General features: G+C 57.1%; 15 protein-coding genes. 11 read left to right on the top strand and 4 right to left on the bottom strand.

Annotated elements, in window-relative coordinates:
* The first annotated feature begins 2 nt into the window (after positions 1–2).
* The 3 genes from thrC to ACWI0H_RS02415 are packed head-to-tail and all read left to right on the top strand — an operon-like array spanning position 3 to position 3,899.
* Positions 3–1,391, top strand: a complete 1,389-nt coding sequence (thrC, locus tag ACWI0H_RS02405) for a threonine synthase (protein WP_485874704.1) — start codon at positions 3–5, stop codon at positions 1,389–1,391.
* 22 nt (positions 1,392–1,413) lie between these two features.
* Positions 1,414–3,225 (top strand): single-stranded-DNA-specific exonuclease RecJ, encoded by a 1,812-nt coding sequence (locus tag ACWI0H_RS02410; protein WP_485874705.1) that lies wholly within the window; start codon positions 1,414–1,416, stop codon positions 3,223–3,225.
* 44 nt (positions 3,226–3,269) lie between these two features.
* On the top strand, positions 3,270–3,899 hold the full coding sequence (locus ACWI0H_RS02415) for a YitT family protein (protein WP_008958720.1): 630 nt from the start codon (positions 3,270–3,272) through the stop codon (positions 3,897–3,899).
* Positions 3,900–3,973: 74 nt separating this feature from the next.
* Here the strand turns inward: ACWI0H_RS02415 and ACWI0H_RS02420 are convergent, their stop codons facing one another.
* Both ACWI0H_RS02420 and ACWI0H_RS02425 read right to left on the bottom strand, forming a co-directional pair.
* Positions 3,974–6,559 carry a heavy metal translocating P-type ATPase gene (locus tag ACWI0H_RS02420; RefSeq protein ID WP_485874706.1) on the bottom strand — a complete coding sequence of 862 codons (2,586 nt, stop codon included), beginning with the start codon at positions 6,557–6,559 and terminating at the stop codon, positions 3,974–3,976.
* Complete coding sequence (locus tag ACWI0H_RS02425) at positions 6,556–6,984, bottom strand: MerR family transcriptional regulator (RefSeq protein ID WP_035564945.1); 429 nt, start codon at positions 6,982–6,984, stop codon at positions 6,556–6,558. The genes ACWI0H_RS02420 and ACWI0H_RS02425 overlap by 4 nt, the downstream gene beginning before the upstream one ends.
* Before the next feature lie 264 nt (positions 6,985–7,248).
* Between ACWI0H_RS02425 and ACWI0H_RS02430 the strand changes: the two genes are divergently transcribed.
* The 8 genes from ACWI0H_RS02430 to ACWI0H_RS02465 all read left to right on the top strand — a co-directional run bounded on the left by ACWI0H_RS02430 (position 7,249) and on the right by ACWI0H_RS02465 (position 15,167).
* Complete coding sequence (locus ACWI0H_RS02430) at positions 7,249–8,577, top strand: OmpP1/FadL family transporter (protein WP_485874707.1); 1,329 nt, start codon at positions 7,249–7,251, stop codon at positions 8,575–8,577.
* Between the two features lie 164 nt (positions 8,578–8,741).
* A protein-coding gene (gene prfB / locus ACWI0H_RS02435; RefSeq protein WP_336273589.1) for a peptide chain release factor 2 occupies positions 8,742–9,840 on the top strand; the annotation gives its coding sequence in 2 pieces (ribosomal slippage) (positions 8,742–8,816 and positions 8,818–9,840; 1,098 coding nt in all).
* 34 nt (positions 9,841–9,874) lie between these two features.
* Positions 9,875–11,386, top strand: a complete 1,512-nt coding sequence (gene lysS, locus ACWI0H_RS02440; RefSeq protein ID WP_485874708.1) for a lysine--tRNA ligase — start codon at positions 9,875–9,877, stop codon at positions 11,384–11,386.
* A gap of 84 nt (positions 11,387–11,470) precedes the next feature.
* Complete coding sequence (locus tag ACWI0H_RS02445; protein WP_485874709.1) at positions 11,471–11,857, top strand: hypothetical protein; 387 nt, start codon at positions 11,471–11,473, stop codon at positions 11,855–11,857.
* A gap of 215 nt (positions 11,858–12,072) precedes the next feature.
* Complete coding sequence (locus ACWI0H_RS02450; protein ID WP_485874710.1) at positions 12,073–13,476, top strand: MFS transporter; 1,404 nt, start codon at positions 12,073–12,075, stop codon at positions 13,474–13,476.
* A gap of 41 nt (positions 13,477–13,517) precedes the next feature.
* Positions 13,518–13,826 (top strand): BolA family protein, encoded by a 309-nt coding sequence (locus ACWI0H_RS02455; protein WP_113268476.1) that lies wholly within the window; start codon positions 13,518–13,520, stop codon positions 13,824–13,826.
* Positions 13,823–14,701, top strand: coding sequence for a hypothetical protein (locus tag ACWI0H_RS02460; RefSeq protein ID WP_485874711.1), 879 nt, complete (start codon positions 13,823–13,825; stop codon positions 14,699–14,701). The genes ACWI0H_RS02455 and ACWI0H_RS02460 overlap by 4 nt, the downstream gene beginning before the upstream one ends.
* A complete protein-coding gene (locus ACWI0H_RS02465; protein WP_485874712.1) occupies positions 14,691–15,167 on the top strand; it encodes a GNAT family N-acetyltransferase in 477 nt (158 codons plus the stop codon). The genes ACWI0H_RS02460 and ACWI0H_RS02465 overlap by 11 nt, the downstream gene beginning before the upstream one ends.
* A 38-nt stretch (positions 15,168–15,205) precedes the next feature.
* Here ACWI0H_RS02465 and zapB read toward each other — a convergent pair whose 3' ends face one another.
* Positions 15,206–15,400 carry a cell division protein ZapB gene (zapB, locus tag ACWI0H_RS02470; protein WP_008959905.1) on the bottom strand — a complete coding sequence of 65 codons (195 nt, stop codon included), beginning with the start codon at positions 15,398–15,400 and terminating at the stop codon, positions 15,206–15,208.
* Between the two features lie 141 nt (positions 15,401–15,541).
* Positions 15,542–16,156: a 16S rRNA (guanine(966)-N(2))-methyltransferase RsmD gene (gene rsmD, locus ACWI0H_RS02475; RefSeq protein WP_485874713.1), complete on the bottom strand. Its 615-nt coding sequence runs from the start codon at positions 16,154–16,156 to the stop codon at positions 15,542–15,544.
* Positions 16,157–16,190: the final 34 nt, after the last annotated feature.

Consider the following 16,190-nt stretch of genomic DNA (forward strand, 5'->3'; position numbering starts at 1 on the left):
TGATGCGCTATATCAGTACGCGTGGGCAGGCGCCCGCGCTCTCCTTTGAAGAAGTGGTGCTCACCGGTATGGCCAGCGACGGCGGCCTGTATGTGCCGGAAACACTGCCGGAGTTCTCACGGGAAGAGCTGGCCGACATGGCCGGGCTCTCCTACGCGGAAATCGCCTTTCGGGTGATGAAGCCGTTTGTGAACGGTGAAATCGACGACGCGACCTTCCGCAGCATCGTCACCGAGGCCTACGCGACCTTTAATCATGACGCCGTGCTGCCGCTCAAACAGCTGGATGCCAATCACTTTCTGCTTGAGCAGTTCCACGGTCCGACCCTGGCGTTTAAAGACGTAGCGCTACAGCTGCTCGGGCGCTTGCTCGATCATTTCCTGAAAAAACGCGACGAGCGTGCGGTGATCATGGGCGCGACCTCCGGCGATACCGGCTCGGCGGCCATCGAAGGCTGTCGCCACTGTGACAACCTGGATATCTTTATCCTGCACCCGCACAACCGGGTCTCGGAAGTTCAGCGTCGTCAAATGACCTCGGTACTGGCCAATAACGTCTTCAATATTGCCATCGAAGGCAATTTCGACGACGCCCAGGCGATGGTCAAGGCCAGCTTTGCCGATCAAACGTTCCTGAACGGCACGCGCCTTGTGGCGGTGAATTCGATCAACTGGGCGCGCATTATGGCTCAGATCGTTTACTACATCGCCTCAGGCGTCGCGCTGGGTGCACCGCACCGCGAGGTGAGCTTCTGCGTACCTTCCGCCAACTTTGGTAACGTGTTTGCGGGCTATATGGCCTACAAGATGGGCCTGCCGGTGAAGCAGTTCATCATCGCCACCAACGCCAACGATATTCTGCACCGTACGCTGGCTGCTAACGACTTCTCCAAAAAGGAGTTGGCGGCGACGTTGGCGCCTTCCATGGATATCGTGGTGTCGTCTAACTTCGAGCGGCTGCTGTTTGATGCCTATGATCGTGACGGCTTAGCCGTGGCAGCCCTGCTTGAGCGCTTCCAGCAGGAGCCCTCGGCTCTGGCCGATGCGCCGCTGGCCAAGCTGCGCGAAAAGTTCTCAAGCTATAGCGTGGACGATGCAACGATTCTGGAAGTGATTCGTGACGCTCATAAGCGCACCGGTGAGATGCTCGATCCGCATACGGCGACCGGTTATATTGCCGCAGAGCGCGCTCGCGCTGATCAGTCAACGCCGGTAATTACCCTGGCGACTGCGCATCCGGCCAAGTTTGCCGAAGCCGTAGTGAAAGCGGGCTTCTTAGGCGTGCCACTACCACCGCATATGGAAGACCTGCTAGAGCGCGAAGAGCGTTATACCGTGCTGCCAGCAGAGCTTGCCGCCGTTCAGCAGTATGTCGCGGAAAACCGGCGTTGAATGCCCGTTCGTTGAGACAGCGATGACCTCAGTGACCGATTTACCCCATAGCACGCTGACGTCTAGCAAGAGCGAACCGCGTTTAGAGCCTCGTCCTGTGGACGAGGCGCTGTATGCCCGTGCCCAAGCCGAAGGCTTAAGCGAACTGCAGGCGCGGCTTCTGGCGTCACGTTTGCCCGGCTACAGCGGCGAGCTGTTGCCGTTAATCTCGCCGAGCCTGCGCTATCTGGCCCACCCGGAGAAACTGGCCGACGGTCGACGCGCCGCTGAGCGTATCGCCCAGGCGGTGGCAGAGGGTGAGGCGATCGGTATTCTCACCGACTACGACGTGGATGGCATTACCTCCCACGTGGTGATTAGGCGCACGCTGGTGGAGCTGTTTGGGGTGCCGGAAGGCAAACTGCACAGCTTGATCGGCCATCGTATTCACGACGGCTACGGGATTAGCCTACCGCTGGTAGAGCGCACCCTTGCGCAAAAGCCGTTTCCTACCCTGGTGATTACCGCTGACTGCGGCAGCTCCGATGAGCCGCGTATCGCACGCCTAAAAGCGGCGGGTATCGATGTAGTAGTTAGCGACCACCATGCGCTGCCTATCGAGGGGCCACCATCTTCTGCTTATGCCTGTGTAAATCCTACCCGCTCGGACTGTGATTACCCTGACAAAACTATCGCCGGCTGTATGGTGGCGTGGCTGTTGATGTCACTGGCGCGCGGTGTGCTAATTGAGTGGGGAGCGCTGTCAGAGTCGACGCCCAAGCTGTCGCCCTGGCTCTCCTACGTGGCATTGGGCACTGTGGCTGACTGTGTGTCATTGGGCGGCAGTCCCGCCAACCGTGCGGTGGTCAATCAAGGGTTAAAGCTGATCAATCGGATGGATGCGGCGTGCTGGCGTGCCATGGCCACGCGGCTAGGTGCCGACAGCGTGCCGTTTAACGCGGAGACGTTAGCGTTTCAGATGGGGCCGCGTATCAACGCCCGCTCGCGGCTGGACGACCCCTACGCGGCACTGCACTTTATGCTGGCCGAGAACGATGGGGTCGCCAATCGTCAGCTCGACGTGCTGGATCAGGATAACCAGTCCCGCAAAGCGATTGAGGCCGATATGGCCGCCGAGGCGCGCACTCTCGCTGCGGCGGCTCTGGACGCCGACGAGCCCGCCGTGGTGGTGCTGCTGGAAGACGGGCACCCCGGCGTACAGGGTATCGTCGCCTCGCGGTTAGTGCAGGCCTACGGGCGCCCGGCACTGGTGCTAACTCAAGCATCGGCACCGGGCATGCTAACCGGCTCTGGCCGCTCGATTGACGGGCTGCACCTGCGCGATGCCCTTCAGCGTACCTTTGAGCTTGCTCCCCAGGCGTTACCACGCTTTGGTGGCCATAGTGGCGCGGCAGGGGTAGGCGTGCCACGGGATCAGCTTGAGGCCTTTAAATCGGCTTTCTTGCAGGCAGTGGGTGAGCAGTTAGAGGGACGAACGCTCTATCCGCGCCTTTGGACGGATGGCGAACTCTCCACGGCGCAGCTTTCGCTGACGACATTAACGGAGATCGAAACACTCGGCCCCTACGGGCGTGAATTCGACCCACCGTTGTTTGAAGGCCGCTTTATTGTTGAGGCGCTGCGCCCGGTGGGAGCTGATGGCGCGCACCTGATGCTAGAGCTTTCCACTGGCCCCGTGACCTGCAAAGCGATCTGGTTTCGTGCCTTAACACCGGGGGAGCTGCCAGGGTTTAACGTGGGCGATACGCTGCACTGTGCCTATAAGCTCAATCGTAATCGTTGGCGTGGCCGCGAAACGCTGCAGTTAATGGTTGAGCACGCTAGCGCTATCTAAACTAATCACTTGATAACCTCAACAGCCTAAGTAAGGACGCTCCCATGCGTGTTGAAGACTTACCCAAGGATCAACATCGTCCCTATGAAGACGTGATGGCGATGCTGCTGGGCACGTTCTTTGTCGCGCTGGGGGTGACCTTTTACACCCATGCGGTGTTGCTGACCGGCAGTACGGCAGGCTTGGCGCTGCTGCTCAGCTATATGACCAGCAGCGTGACCGGCTGGGGCTTTGGGGTGTACTTTTTTGCAATTAACCTGCCGTTTTACTACTTGGCGGTTAAGCGCATGGGCTGGAGTTTTACCCTGCGCACTTTCGCCGCTATTGGTCTGGTATCGCTATTTTCGGAGCTAACCCAAGGGTGGGTGCAGTTTGACAGTGTGCCCTCAATCTACGCTGCGTTAATGGGCGGCGCGCTGATGGGCATTGGTATGCTGATGCTGTTTCGTCACCGCACGAGCCTAGGCGGTATCAATATTCTCGCGCTCTACTTGCAGGATAAACACGGCTTTCGTGCAGGTTACGTTCAACTGGCGATTGATGGCGTTATCCTGCTGATTGCGCTGACCCAACTACCGCTGGATCGTGTGGGGTATTCGGTACTAGGGGCGCTGACGCTCAACCTGATTATCGCCCTGAACCATAAGCCAGGGCGCTATATTGGAGTGAGCTAAAAACGTTTAGCCAAGCCAGAACCACCACACTATCAGTGCGATGAGTCCCAGACCTGCCAAATTGATCAATAAGCTCATGAGGCGTCCTCCTGGCTAGCTTTCCACAGCCGCAAGCGGTTGGCGTTACTCACCACGGTGATGGAAGAGAGCGACATGGCAGCGCCCGCTATCATCGGTGAAAGCAGCATGCCGGTGATCGGATAAAGCACCCCCGCCGCGATAGGAATACACAGCAGGTTGTAGCCAAAGGCGCCCACCAGGTTCTGTTTGATATTGCGCAGCGTGGCGCGACTGATCTCTATCGCAGACGCCACGCCGTGCAGCGAACCACGCATTAGCGTGATCCCCGCGCTCTCAATCGCCACATCGGTGCCTTGGCCAATCGCAAAGCCCACATTCGCTCGGGCCAGCGCTGGGGCATCATTGATGCCATCGCCCACCATGCCAACGATTTCCCCTGCCTTTTGACGGCGCTCAATCTCGGCGTGCTTATCTTCAGGCAACAAGCCCGCGCGAAACTCATCGATGCCCACCTCCCGAGCAATGGCTTTGGCGGTGTGCTCGTTATCCCCGGTTAACATAACGATGGTTAAGCCGTCTTTCTGAAGGCGCTTAATCGCGGCCACCGTGTCGTGGCGAAGCGGGTCGCTGATGCCAAAAAGCGCGGCCAGTTTTCCATCTACCGCTAGATAAACCAGCGTGCGGGCCCGCTCCTCCAGAGCGCGAGCCTGCTCTTCACCTGCTTTGAGATCCACACCGGCCTCGCTTAACAGGCGCGCATTGCCCAGCAGCAGCGCTTTGCCGTCGGCGGTTTGGGCTTTTACCCCGCCACCGGTCACGCTGTCGAAACCATTAACCTCGGCAGGGGGAGCGTTGTGTTCATCTGCGTAGTTCATTAACGCCGCTGCCAGGGGGTGTTCGGAGCCGCGCTCAAGCGCGTTCACCAGCGCCAGCACGGTAGATTGCTCCACGCCAAACATCTGTGCATCAGTAACGCTGGGCTTGCCCTGGGTGAGCGTGCCGGTTTTATCGACGACTAGCGTGGTCAGCTTGCTCGCGGTTTGCAGCGCCTCGCCGCTGCGCACAAGCACCCCGTGCTCCGCTGCTTTACCGACGCCTATCATGGTCGAGATTGGCGTGGCCAGGCCCAGCGCGCAGGGGCAGGCAATGATCAGCACGGTGGTCGCCGTCACCAGCATATGGATCACTTGGGGAGCGGGCCCTAGGTTGAACCACACCAGGGCAGTCAATACGGCAATGATCATTACCGCAGGCACAAAAACGCTGGAGACCTGGTCGGCGAGCTCGCCAATCGGAGGCCGCGAGTTCTGAGCGCTTGCCACCTGCTCGGTAATCTGGCCCAGCCGGGTGTCGGCGCCTACTCGCGTTGCTTGATAGACCAGCCCGCCACGGCCATTCACCGTGCCAGCGCTGACTTCATCCCCCTCGCGCTTCGCTACAGGTACAGGCTCGCCGGTGAGCATCGACTCGTCGATATGGCTTTCGCCTTCGGTCACCTGACCATCCACAGGCAGGCGTTCTCCAGGCCGCACTCGAACGTGATCACCCGTTTGCACGGCATCGATCTCAATCTCCTGCTCGTGACCATCGCGAATAACCCGCGCTGTTCGGCTCTGTAGATCAAGCAGGCGCTTTAAAGCATTGCTAGTGCGCCCACGGGCGCGAAGCTCCATGGCATTGCCGAGCAGAATCAGCCCGATCACCATGGCGGAAGCTTCAAAATAGATGCCTTGAGCGACTTCCGGTAACCATGGTGCGAACAGCACCACCGTCATGGAGTAGAGCCAGGCAGTGCCGGTGCCTATGGCAACCAACGTATCCATATTGGCTTGGCGATGCTTAAATTGCTTCCAGGCGTTGACGAAAAAGTGTCGCCCAGGGAAGGCCATAATGCCCAGAGTTAATAGACCAATCACCAACCAGTAGAGACGCCCCAGCCCCATGGGATGAGGGTGGAAAAACAGCATGCTAACCATGAGTGGAATCGCCAGTGCCAACGAGATGGTGCTGCCGCGTAGCCGTTTTTGGTAGGTCTTGGCATCCTGCTCTGCCCGGGTGCGTTCGGCTTCCCGCATATCCACAATCGGCTCGGCACCATAGCCCGCTGACTCAACGGCGGCGATTAACGCTTGGGTCTCGGCACTGCCAAACACCTGGGCGGAGTGGCTGCCAAAGTTGACGCTGGCGGTGTCCACACCCTCGGTACGTTCAAGCGCTTTCTGAACGCTGTTGACGCAGCTGGCGCAGGTCATCCCGCTAATTGCCAAGCGCTGTTTCTTGCTTTGCCCTTGAGAATGGGAGTGAACACTTGCAGTTTTTTCAGCTTCGGCATCAGCGGGTGCCGCGGTTTCTGGCTGCTTATCAGCATCGTCTGGGGCTGCTTCCTCCAGCGCTGCTTCGCCTGGCGGGTAGCCCGCCGCGGTCAAGCGTTGATCAAGCTCGGCGTCGGTTAGAGTCGAAACAACCTCGAGGCGTTTTTCGCTAGGCATGCCGGTGACGTCTGCTTCAGGGTCACCACTTTGAATCGCCTCGCGCATACGCTTGACGCAGCCCTGGCAATTCATGCCGGGGATGGTTCGCGTGGTGGCTCCATTGGCAGGGCTTACGCTTGAGGCGGCTTCGGTAGAGGCGTCGCTCATGGGGTCTCCTTGGTAGACGTGGCGTCAGGAAAACTCTCAATCAGGCGGCACACGCTGTGGCCGTCGGGGGAACCGTCGGGCATCTGCTGCCAGCTCTCCATGGCCTGTTCCATTCGTTCGGCTAGCGCTTCCAGCTCGGCAATGCGTGCGCGAATTTGTGGCAGGCGGCTGGCAAGTAAGTCGCGTACCAAGGGGCAGGGGGAATCGCCTTGATCGGCATGAGTGAGGATGTCGCGAATTTCCGCCACGCTAAACCCTAGTTTGCGCGCCCGCTGGATAAACCGTAGCCGCTCTAAGTCGTTATCTGAAAATAGCTGATAGCCGTTATCCGGGTGGCGCTGAGGAGCAAGTAGCCGCTCACGAGCGTAGTGGCGCACGGTCTCCGCAGTAACCCCGCCACGTTTGGCAAGCTCGTTAACTTTCATGGCCTGTTCTCCCGACCGGTTAAATAGTCGCTATTGAGTGTAGAACCTATGGGTTACCCATAGGTCAAGGGTGCCTTTATTCAATCAGCTGAAATGACTAAAACACTGATTTAAAACGGTCGTGCGACTAATGTATAAGCCAGAAATAAAATAAAACGAACGTTTGCCCTTGAACCTTTGGCTCAGTTGCGAGAAAACAGTCATGTAAAAATAAAGAGGGTGGATCGTCGGTATCCACTGGATCATCGGGAAGAGAGGCCCACTATGAATAATAAATTTAATAAGCTCACCCTGGCTGCTGCCATTACGGCCGCTTTCGCTAGCCAAGCCCACGCGGGCGGGTATCAAATTAACGAGCAGAGCGTGAGTGGGCAGGGTTATGGCCATGCCGGGCGAAGCTCTAACATCCATGATGCAACCATTGTGTACGGTAACCCGGCGGGTATGTCGTTTTTGGATCGTGCGCAAGTGACGGTTGGGGGAACCTATCTAAACGTAAATACTGATCTTTCTAATGTCGAAGCTAGCCGCTTTATTGATTCGGGTGTGGCCGCTGGCGGGGCCCCCAATGGCAATCAGATTCCCATCGGCAGCATTCCTGGGGGGAATGATGGCGATATGGTGCCAGGTACTCCCATTCCTTTTGCATTCTATGCGCAGCCAGTGACTGATCAGTTAGCGTTTGGGTTCGGGGTATATGCACCCTTTGGCTCCAAAACCGACTACGAAGATGATTTCCAGGGACGCTATTTTGGCGACTATACCGAAGTCAAGGTGATCAGTGCGCAGCCGACGGTTTCTTATCGCTTTAATGATCAGTGGTCGGTTGGTGCGGGTATTACCTATAACCAAGTGGAAGGTGAACTGCGTCGCCAGCTACCCTCTGAAGCTACGTTTAATCCAGCTACCGATATCGACTCGCGCGTTGACGGCGAAGACGAAGCGTGGGGCTACAACTTAGGCGTGATCTATCGCCCGATACCCGAAACCACCTTGGGTCTGACTTACCGTTCAAAAGTGGACTACACATTGGAAGGGGATTTTAGCGCTACCGATCCCCAGGGTAATGTCCTTCGCTCAGATACCGCGAACCTGGATTTAACCACCCCGGAGACGGTTAACTTCTCCGTAACCCAGCAGATGACCGATCGTCTCAAACTGATGTTCGGGGCGTCCTGGGTTCGCTGGAGCCAATTTGATCAAATTTTGGTTACCGGTAGCCAAGGCGATACGATTACCCAAGAAGTTCAGAACTATTCAAACGCCTGGGCGTTTGCCTCCGGCGGCGAGTATCAGTTAACGAAGACATTAGCGCTTCGTGCTGGGGTAACGTTGGACTTTACACCCACCAATGATGAAGACCGCAGCGTGCGTATTCCTTCTGACGATCGGCGTATTTTCTCGCTGGGGGCAGGATGGAGCCCAACGCCTGATATGACCATTGACGTGGCGTACTCCTATCTCACGGAGCGAGGCACCTTTGTTGAACAGGATCGTAACGACCTGCTCCAAGGTGCAGGCGGCGCGTCCTACGCAGCCGACTATAAAAACGAAGCCCACGGTTTCGGTGCGCAGTTAACCTATCGCTTTTAAGCCCTTACAGCGTTAATCTCCAACGAAACCCGGCGCCTGCCGGGTTTTTTATTGCCTTGTGGCAGGCCATTGGATGCGGGGCGTGTCGGCTTTCGTTACACTATGCGCTTTTCTGATCGATACACCTCTGTACGACCAGATACAGACAAAGCTAGGGCGACCCCATGTTGGAAACCAACCCGATTCATAACCAGATCAAGGACCTGTCTGAGCGGACAGATGTTCTTAGGGGGTATCTTTGACTATGCCGAGAAGAAAGATCGGCTAGAAGAAGTTACTCGCGAACTGGAAGATCCCAATGTCTGGAATGATCCAGACTACGCGCAGAAGTTAGGCAAAGAGCGCGCCTCCCTCGAAGCCATTGTGGCCACTATCGATGATCTTGAGCAGGGCCTGGGCGATAGCCGGGATCTGTTGGAGCTTGCCGAGATGGAAGAGGACGAAGGCACGGTCGACGAAGTGCGCCAAGAGTTGGACGGTATGCAAGCCGCGCTGGAGAAGCTCGAGTTTCGGCGCATGTTCTCCGGTGATATGGATCAAAATAACGCTTACCTGGATATTCAGTCCGGCTCCGGTGGTACCGAAGCGCAGGATTGGGCCAATATTTTGCTGCGCATGTATCTGCGCTGGGCCGAGAGCCACGGGTTTAAAGCCGATATCACCGAAATCTCCGCGGGTGAAGTGGCGGGCATTAAATCAGCGACCGTACATGTTCAGGGCGATTACGCTTTCGGCTGGCTGCGTACCGAAACCGGCGTGCACCGGCTAGTGCGTAAAAGTCCGTTTGATTCTGGTGGCCGCCGCCATACTTCCTTTGCCTCGGTCTTTTTGTCACCGGAAATTGACGACAGTTTCGAAGTGGAAATTAACCCATCGGACCTGCGCGTTGATACGTACCGCTCCAGCGGCGCAGGCGGTCAGCACGTTAACACCACCGACTCAGCGGTGCGGATTACCCACGAGCCGACCGGCATTGTCGTCGCCTGTCAGGGCCAGCGCAGCCAGCACGCTAACCGCGACTTTGCCATGAAGCAGTTGAAAGCGCGGCTCTGGGAACACGAGATGCAGAAGCGTAATGCCGCCAAGCAGGAGGCCGAAGACTCCAAGGCGGATATCGGTTGGGGCAGCCAGATCCGTTCTTACGTGCTTGACGACCAGCGCATCAAGGATTTGCGCACCAGCGTGCAGTCCAGCAACTGCGATAAAGTGCTCGATGGGGATATCGATCAATTTATCGTCGCCAGCTTGAAGCAAGGTTTGTAATTTTTTTAGCGTTTGAACATGAACAGGGTGCCCCATGGCTAACCAAGACGCGTCTCCTGCAGACAACGAAAACCACCTGATCGCCGAGCGCCGTGCCAAGCTGACTGCTCGCCGCGAGCGCGCCGCTGAGCAGGGAAAGAGTGCTTTTCCCAACGATTTTCGCCGCGACAGCTTAACCGTCGAGCTGCAAAACGCCTTTGGCGATAAAGACAAGGCCGAGCTTGAAGCGCTGGATCACCACGCCGCTGTGGCCGGTCGTGTGATGCGTCAACGTGGGCCCTTTATCGTTATTCAGGATGTGGCCGGGCAAATCCAGCTCTACGTGGATAAGAAAGGCCTGCCCGAAGATGTGCTCGAAGACGTTAAAAGCTGGGATATCGGTGATATCGTCGCCGCCCACGGGCCGGTACATAAATCTGGTAAGGGCGATCTGTATGTGATGATGAAAGAGGCGCAGCTGTTAACCAAAAGCCTGCGCCCGCTGCCGGATAAGTTTCACGGCCTGACCGATATGGAAGCCCGCTACCGTCAGCGCTATGTGGATCTGATCATGAATCCGCAGTCGCGTAAGGTGTTTGAAACCCGCGCAGCGGTCATTAGCTCCATGCGCCGCTTCTTTGAGGCGCGCGGCTTTATGGAAGTGGAAACGCCGATGCTGCAGCCGATTCCCGGCGGCGCCGCGGCGCGGCCGTTCATTACCCACCACAATGCGCTGGATATTGACATGTATCTACGTATTGCGCCTGAGCTCTACCTCAAGCGTTTGGTAGTGGGCGGTTTTGAAAAAGTGTTCGAGATTAACCGCAACTTCCGCAACGAAGGGTTATCCACGCGCCACAACCCAGAGTTCACCATGGTGGAGTTCTACTGGGCCTATGCGGATTACCGTGATCTGCTCGATATGACCGAAGCCATGCTGCGCACAGCGGCCGAAGAAGTGCTCGGTAGCGCGGTGATCGAGTATCAGGGCGCGAGCTACGATTTCGGCAAGCCCTTTGCCCGTTTAACGCTGCGCCAAGCGATTCTGGATCACGGTGACGGCATTGCCGACAGCGATCTGGATTCCTTGGACGCTGCGCGGGCCACCGCTGAAAAGCTCGGCATCAAGGTCAAAGAAAGCTGGGGCCTGGGTAAGGTGCAAACGGAGATTTTTGAAGAGGTGGCCGAGCATAAGCTTGACCAGCCAACCTTTATCACCGAGTACCCAGCGGAAGTCAGCCCATTGGCGCGGCGCAATGACGCGAATCCCTTCGTTACCGATCGTTTTGAGTTCTTTGTCGGTGGCCGTGAAATCGCTAACGGGTTCTCGGAGCTCAACGACGCCGAAGACCAGGCGGAGCGTTTTCGCGCCCAATCGGCGGAAAAAGACGCCGGCGACCTGGAAGCGATGTATTACGACGCCGATTACGTGCGCGCCTTGGAGTATGGCATGCCGCCCACGGCCGGTGAGGGCATCGGTATCGACCGTCTTGTGATGCTGTTCACCGATAGTGCCTCGATTCGTGATGTGCTGCTATTTCCGGCGATGCGCCCTGAAGTGGACTAACACGCTAAGATAACGGATGAAAAGTTGGTAAGGGCGCGTCATAGCGCCCATAATGATCAACGTTTCGACGGCGAGGAGAATCCCATGAAACTGCTTAACCGCTCCGCACTGAGCGTCAGGCCGACCCAGCCCTTTGTGGACTGGATCAATGCGCTCGAACCCACCATGGGAGACGACGACCTGACCCTGGACGACGTCGAGCGCGAAAGTACCATTTACCTAATTCCCGAGATGGACACTCCGGAAGCGCTGGAAGCGTTTGTGCGCGAGCGGTACGTGGAAATCCTCGAGACTGAGCTGCGCGCTTGGGAAGAGGATGAGCGCCAGTGGCCGGACAAGATAGATTGGGCACTGTTTCAAAAATTTGTGCGCGTTGAACATAGCTACCTAGCAATTGATTTGGACGACGAAACAGCCCTTGAGATTTCCGAAGTCGATGATGCATTGTTATTAGACAGTGAGCAGGATTAGCGTGCTAATATTTTAGGCAAGCTCAGTGCTGCCTGCGCGGCTGTTTGATACAGCCATTTAGCGCACTAGGAAACCGGCTTAGGCCGGTTTTTTTGTTTTCAAGTTAATTGTTTTGAAAACAATAGTTTTGAAGACGGCGGTTTTGAAAATAAGCATTCTGAAAATAATGGTTTTAGCCGTTTCGTTTAAAGAAATCTCTTCCCTAGGACTTCGCTATGCGACTGTTTGAAACTCGCCCTGGCGACGATGGCCTGCCTGGGCCTGAGCGTGCCTTGGCCGTACTGGCGTTGGTAACCGGTACCTTGATGGCGGTGGTGGACACCACCATGATCAATCTGGCGCTGCCCACCATCGCTGCGGATCTAAATGTGTCAGCATCCCGAGCGGTATGGATCACCAACCTCTTTCAAGTGGTCTGTGCGGCATTTTTACTCGTCTTCGCAGGCATCAGTGAGCTGATCACGCGTCGCAGGCTTTACCTGTTCGGGCTGGCGACCTTTGTTGCTGCTGCACTGGGGGCGGCGCTATCACGCAACCTGGAAACGCTGCTGGTGTTTCGCGCTTTCCAGGGGCTAGGCGCCGCTGCAACGCTCTCCATTGGTCCGTCGCTCTATCGGGCTATTTTCCCTTCGCGATTGCTGGGCAGTGCGCTTGGTTTGAGTGCGCTGGTCGTGGCCGGAGGTTACGCCGCGGGGCCCACATTGAGCGGCGTAATCTTGTCCTTTGCTGACTGGCCCTGGCTGTTTGCTTTAAATGTGCCGCTTGGTCTCTGCTCGCTATGGCTGGCTAAGCGTGCGTTGCCCCGAGAAGAGCCGCGCAAAGGCAGTTTTGATGTCGCTGGGGCATTGCTCTCGATCGTTATGCTGGCCAGCTTCTTTATTGCCATGGATGCCGTCAGCCACGCAGCGCCGATTTGGCAAAGCGGTGGCTGGGCGCTGCTGGCGATATTGGCTTGTGTTGGGTTTATTGCGCGCCAGCGACGTGCGCCGTACCCACTATTGCCACTGAGCGTATTTGCCGAGCTGCGGTTTACCCTGGCGGTATCAGCCTCTGGGCTTGCCTTTATAGGCCAGGGCCTGACGTTTGTCGCGCTGTCGTTTTTCTACCAGGAGCAGATGGGCTTTTCGCCACTGGAAACCGCATGGCTGTTCACACCTTGGCCGCTGGCTATCATGCTCGTCGGGCCTATGGCGGGGCGCTTAGCTGACCGTGTTAATCCCAGTATTCTTTCCAGCACAGGGCTTAGCTTGCTGATCATTGGCCTGATTGCGTTGGCGTTAGTCGATGAGTCGACCGGCGTGTCAGGGAGCTTATGGCGCACCGCGTTATGCGGTATTGGCTTTGGGCTGTTCCAGCCGCCCAATAACCGCGAAATGATGAGTAGCCTGCCGTCGGAGCGCAGCGCTAACGTTTCAGGGGTAATGAGCACCACGCGCACGGTGGGCCAGTCGTTCGGCGTCGCTCTGGTCGGTGCCGCCCTGGCGTTGGGGTGGCCGGTGCAGGTAACGCTCTGGTTGGGGGCGGTAACCACGCTGCTAGCGCTATTGGCAAGCGTTGCACGTATGCCACTGGCAAGGCGTGCATTACACGCTCGTCGGGCATCGTCTGCCGGGCAGTAAGCGCGTACAATAAAATGGTTTGTAATCTCAAGGAGACTCCCATGACGCTGCAGACACAGATTGAGCAGAAGTTAGCGGCACTCGCGCCCGATGTGCTGCAGGTTGAAAACGAAAGCCATATGCATAACGTGCCCGCGAACTCTGAAACGCACTTTAAAGTGACGCTGGTGAGCGATAGTTTTGACGGCCTGATGCCGGTCAAACGCCATCAAAAGATTTATGCACTATTGGCCGATGAGCTGTCAGGTCCGGTGCACGCCTTGGCGATGCATCTCTATACCCCCAGTGAGTGGCAGGCGCGGGGCGGTGAACGGCCTAACTCACCCAACTGTCGCGGCGGCGGAAAGTGACCCAGGAAGTTATTCGGCGTCACTACCTGGAGGCCATGGGCATTACCGCCTGGGCCTCTCGATATCAATTGCCCAATGCACTGCCCACTGAAGCCTGCGAGTGGGACGATGTTGCGCCAGCTCCTACGCCACCCCGGGAGCGGCTGCAGGCGCTGTTGAATGATGCCCCCGCTCCAAAGCGGAACGCGCCTGAACCTCAGGCGTCAGGCGAGGCTATCGCCTCGCCTTCGGCAGTACGCGCGTTGTTGCTGAAGGATAAGCCCAGCTCAGAAAAATCGGACCAAGCCAAACAGAGCCAAACCAAGCAGGTTGGCGCCCAATCCGATAAGGCTGAGCCTACTGCTGATACAGCACTTGCTACGCCAGCTAAGCCCCTTAAGTTCTCCCTCTCCTGTCTATGCCTTAATGGCCGCTGGTTAGTGCTGCAAGCGGGCGAAATGAGTGCACTTGAGCAGCAATTGTTGGCTAATCTACTTCAAGCAGCGGGTATTCAGCAGAGCGCATTGCCGGAAGTAACGCACTTTACGTGGCCGCAAATGACCAATGCCTTTGCTGTTGAGGACCCACTAGATGAAGCGCGCGAAGGGTTAGCAGCCTTTATTGCAGGCCAAGTAAGTCGGCAGGAGTGGCAGCTAACCCGGCTGATCTGGTGGGGCGAGCTGGGCGCTGAACAAGCGCCGCTGGATCGTATACTGAACGTGAACGAAGGCCAAAGTCACACGCTCTCGCTGCCTGTCTGGCAGGGGCCAGCGCTTGCCGCCCTTCTCGACGGCACCCGCAGTAAGCGCGATCTATGGCCAGAGCTGCAGGCCTTAAACCAGCAGTGGACGCGCGATAGTTCAACCGGCGCTGAGCCAGCAGTTAATGATCACTGAACTTGGCGTTGAGCATCTAGCCTTACTAACGGCACTAGAGAGTCAGGCACAAAGCGGCACCTCCGACTCGCAAATGCTGGAAGCACTGGGCAGTCAAGATACCTGTGTAGTGGGCTGGTGGCAGGGTGAACAGCTGCAAGGTTATGCCATCGTGGCGCGACTGCCGTTTGAGGCGGAGCTTCAAGCGATAGGGGTTGTGCCTGAGTACCGCCGAAGTGGGGCGGGCTTGGCATTAATGGAAGCCGTTTTAACGCAGGCTGAGCGCTGGTCAAGCGAGCGTTTGCTGTTGGAAGTGCGAGTGGGAAATCTAAGCGCTATTCGGCTCTATCAGCGCATGGGGCTTACCGAAGATGGGTACCGGAAAGGATACTACCCGGCTCAGGCCGCTCATTCGGCCCAAAGCGACCCAGCAGCACAAAGTGCCGCTGGGCGCGAGGATGCACTGCTGATGTCGCGGACACTCTAAGCTGGTCGTGAGACTCTGTCGGCCGCGAGTGGCGTCAATTAAGAGGCGCTGGACGTGTCGAGACTATCGAATTTGCTGAGTAGGCTATTGAGGCGACGCTCCCACTCTTCACGCTCTTCTTTCAGCTTGGCGTTCTCGCCACGCAGCTCTTCATTTTCCAGTTTCATCATTTCCAGCGCGTCAACAGTATCGGTGACTTTCTGTTCAAGCTGATTAAATAGTTCCAAGCTCATGTATATCTCCCTAGCGTAAAAACGAGAACCCAAAAAACGGTAGTCAAAAAGTACCCAACAAAACAAGCGGAAAGCTTGCTAATAGGTACGAATGAAGCGAGCGTAACGCCACCACCGCGCGGCGGCAAGCGCTGTTTAACGCTATTGACGTTGATAAAGCCGAGCGGTGCTTTCACCCGCCTGGGTTTCGCGGTGTAACTGCCAGTTGGCGGGCACCCCTGGGGCAAGCGATGTCTCGGTTTCTAGGTAAATCATTGCCCCGTCACTCAACCAGCCGCCACTCTCCAGCGCTTTACAGCATGGTTCGGCCAACTGCTGATGAAAGGGCGGGTCGAGAAATACCAGTGAATAGGGCTGTGCAGGACGTGTCAGGTAGGCCTGAACATCGTTAATATGCACCGCGCTTGAGGTAATATGCAGAGATGCCAGATTAGTCGACAGCTGCGCTGCCACGCGCGGGTCGCGCTCGACAAAATCGACACAGGCCGAACCGCGAGAGACCGCTTCAATGCCGAGTGCGCCGGTACCGGCGAAGAGGTCGAGCACCTGCTGACCATAAAGCTGCTGCCCTAGCCAATTGAACAGCGTTTCACGCACGCGGTCAGGTGTTGGACGTAGGCCGGGGCTATCCAATATGGGCAGCTGGCGGCGGCGAAACTCACCGCCGATAATGCGCAGTTTGCCAAGTGATTTGCCACCTCGCTGAGCAGGCGTGCGGCGGGAAGCGGATGAGTGGGAGGAGCGTTGTCGTGTCATGAGGCGGATTGTAGCGGGCTGCTTATCCAAAGTC

The organism is Halomonas sp. NYA30 (assembly GCF_976980765.1).

Coding starts and splice junctions, on each gene's coding strand:
- thrC (WP_485874704.1), top strand. CDS start 3: ATGCGCTATATCAGTACGCGTGGGCAGGCGCCCGCGCTCTCCTTTGAA.
- ACWI0H_RS02410 (WP_485874705.1), top strand. CDS start 1,414: ATGACCTCAGTGACCGATTTACCCCATAGCACGCTGACGTCTAGCAAG.
- ACWI0H_RS02415 (WP_008958720.1), top strand. CDS start 3,270: ATGCGTGTTGAAGACTTACCCAAGGATCAACATCGTCCCTATGAAGAC.
- ACWI0H_RS02420 (WP_485874706.1), bottom strand. CDS start 6,559: ATGAGCGACGCCTCTACCGAAGCCGCCTCAAGCGTAAGCCCTGCCAAT.
- ACWI0H_RS02425 (WP_035564945.1), bottom strand. CDS start 6,984: ATGAAAGTTAACGAGCTTGCCAAACGTGGCGGGGTTACTGCGGAGACC.
- ACWI0H_RS02430 (WP_485874707.1), top strand. CDS start 7,249: ATGAATAATAAATTTAATAAGCTCACCCTGGCTGCTGCCATTACGGCC.
- lysS (WP_485874708.1), top strand. CDS start 9,875: ATGGCTAACCAAGACGCGTCTCCTGCAGACAACGAAAACCACCTGATC.
- ACWI0H_RS02445 (WP_485874709.1), top strand. CDS start 11,471: ATGAAACTGCTTAACCGCTCCGCACTGAGCGTCAGGCCGACCCAGCCC.
- ACWI0H_RS02450 (WP_485874710.1), top strand. CDS start 12,073: ATGCGACTGTTTGAAACTCGCCCTGGCGACGATGGCCTGCCTGGGCCT.
- ACWI0H_RS02455 (WP_113268476.1), top strand. CDS start 13,518: ATGACGCTGCAGACACAGATTGAGCAGAAGTTAGCGGCACTCGCGCCC.
- ACWI0H_RS02465 (WP_485874712.1), top strand. CDS start 14,691: ATGATCACTGAACTTGGCGTTGAGCATCTAGCCTTACTAACGGCACTA.
- zapB (WP_008959905.1), bottom strand. CDS start 15,400: ATGAGCTTGGAACTATTTAATCAGCTTGAACAGAAAGTCACCGATACT.
- rsmD (WP_485874713.1), bottom strand. CDS start 16,156: ATGACACGACAACGCTCCTCCCACTCATCCGCTTCCCGCCGCACGCCT.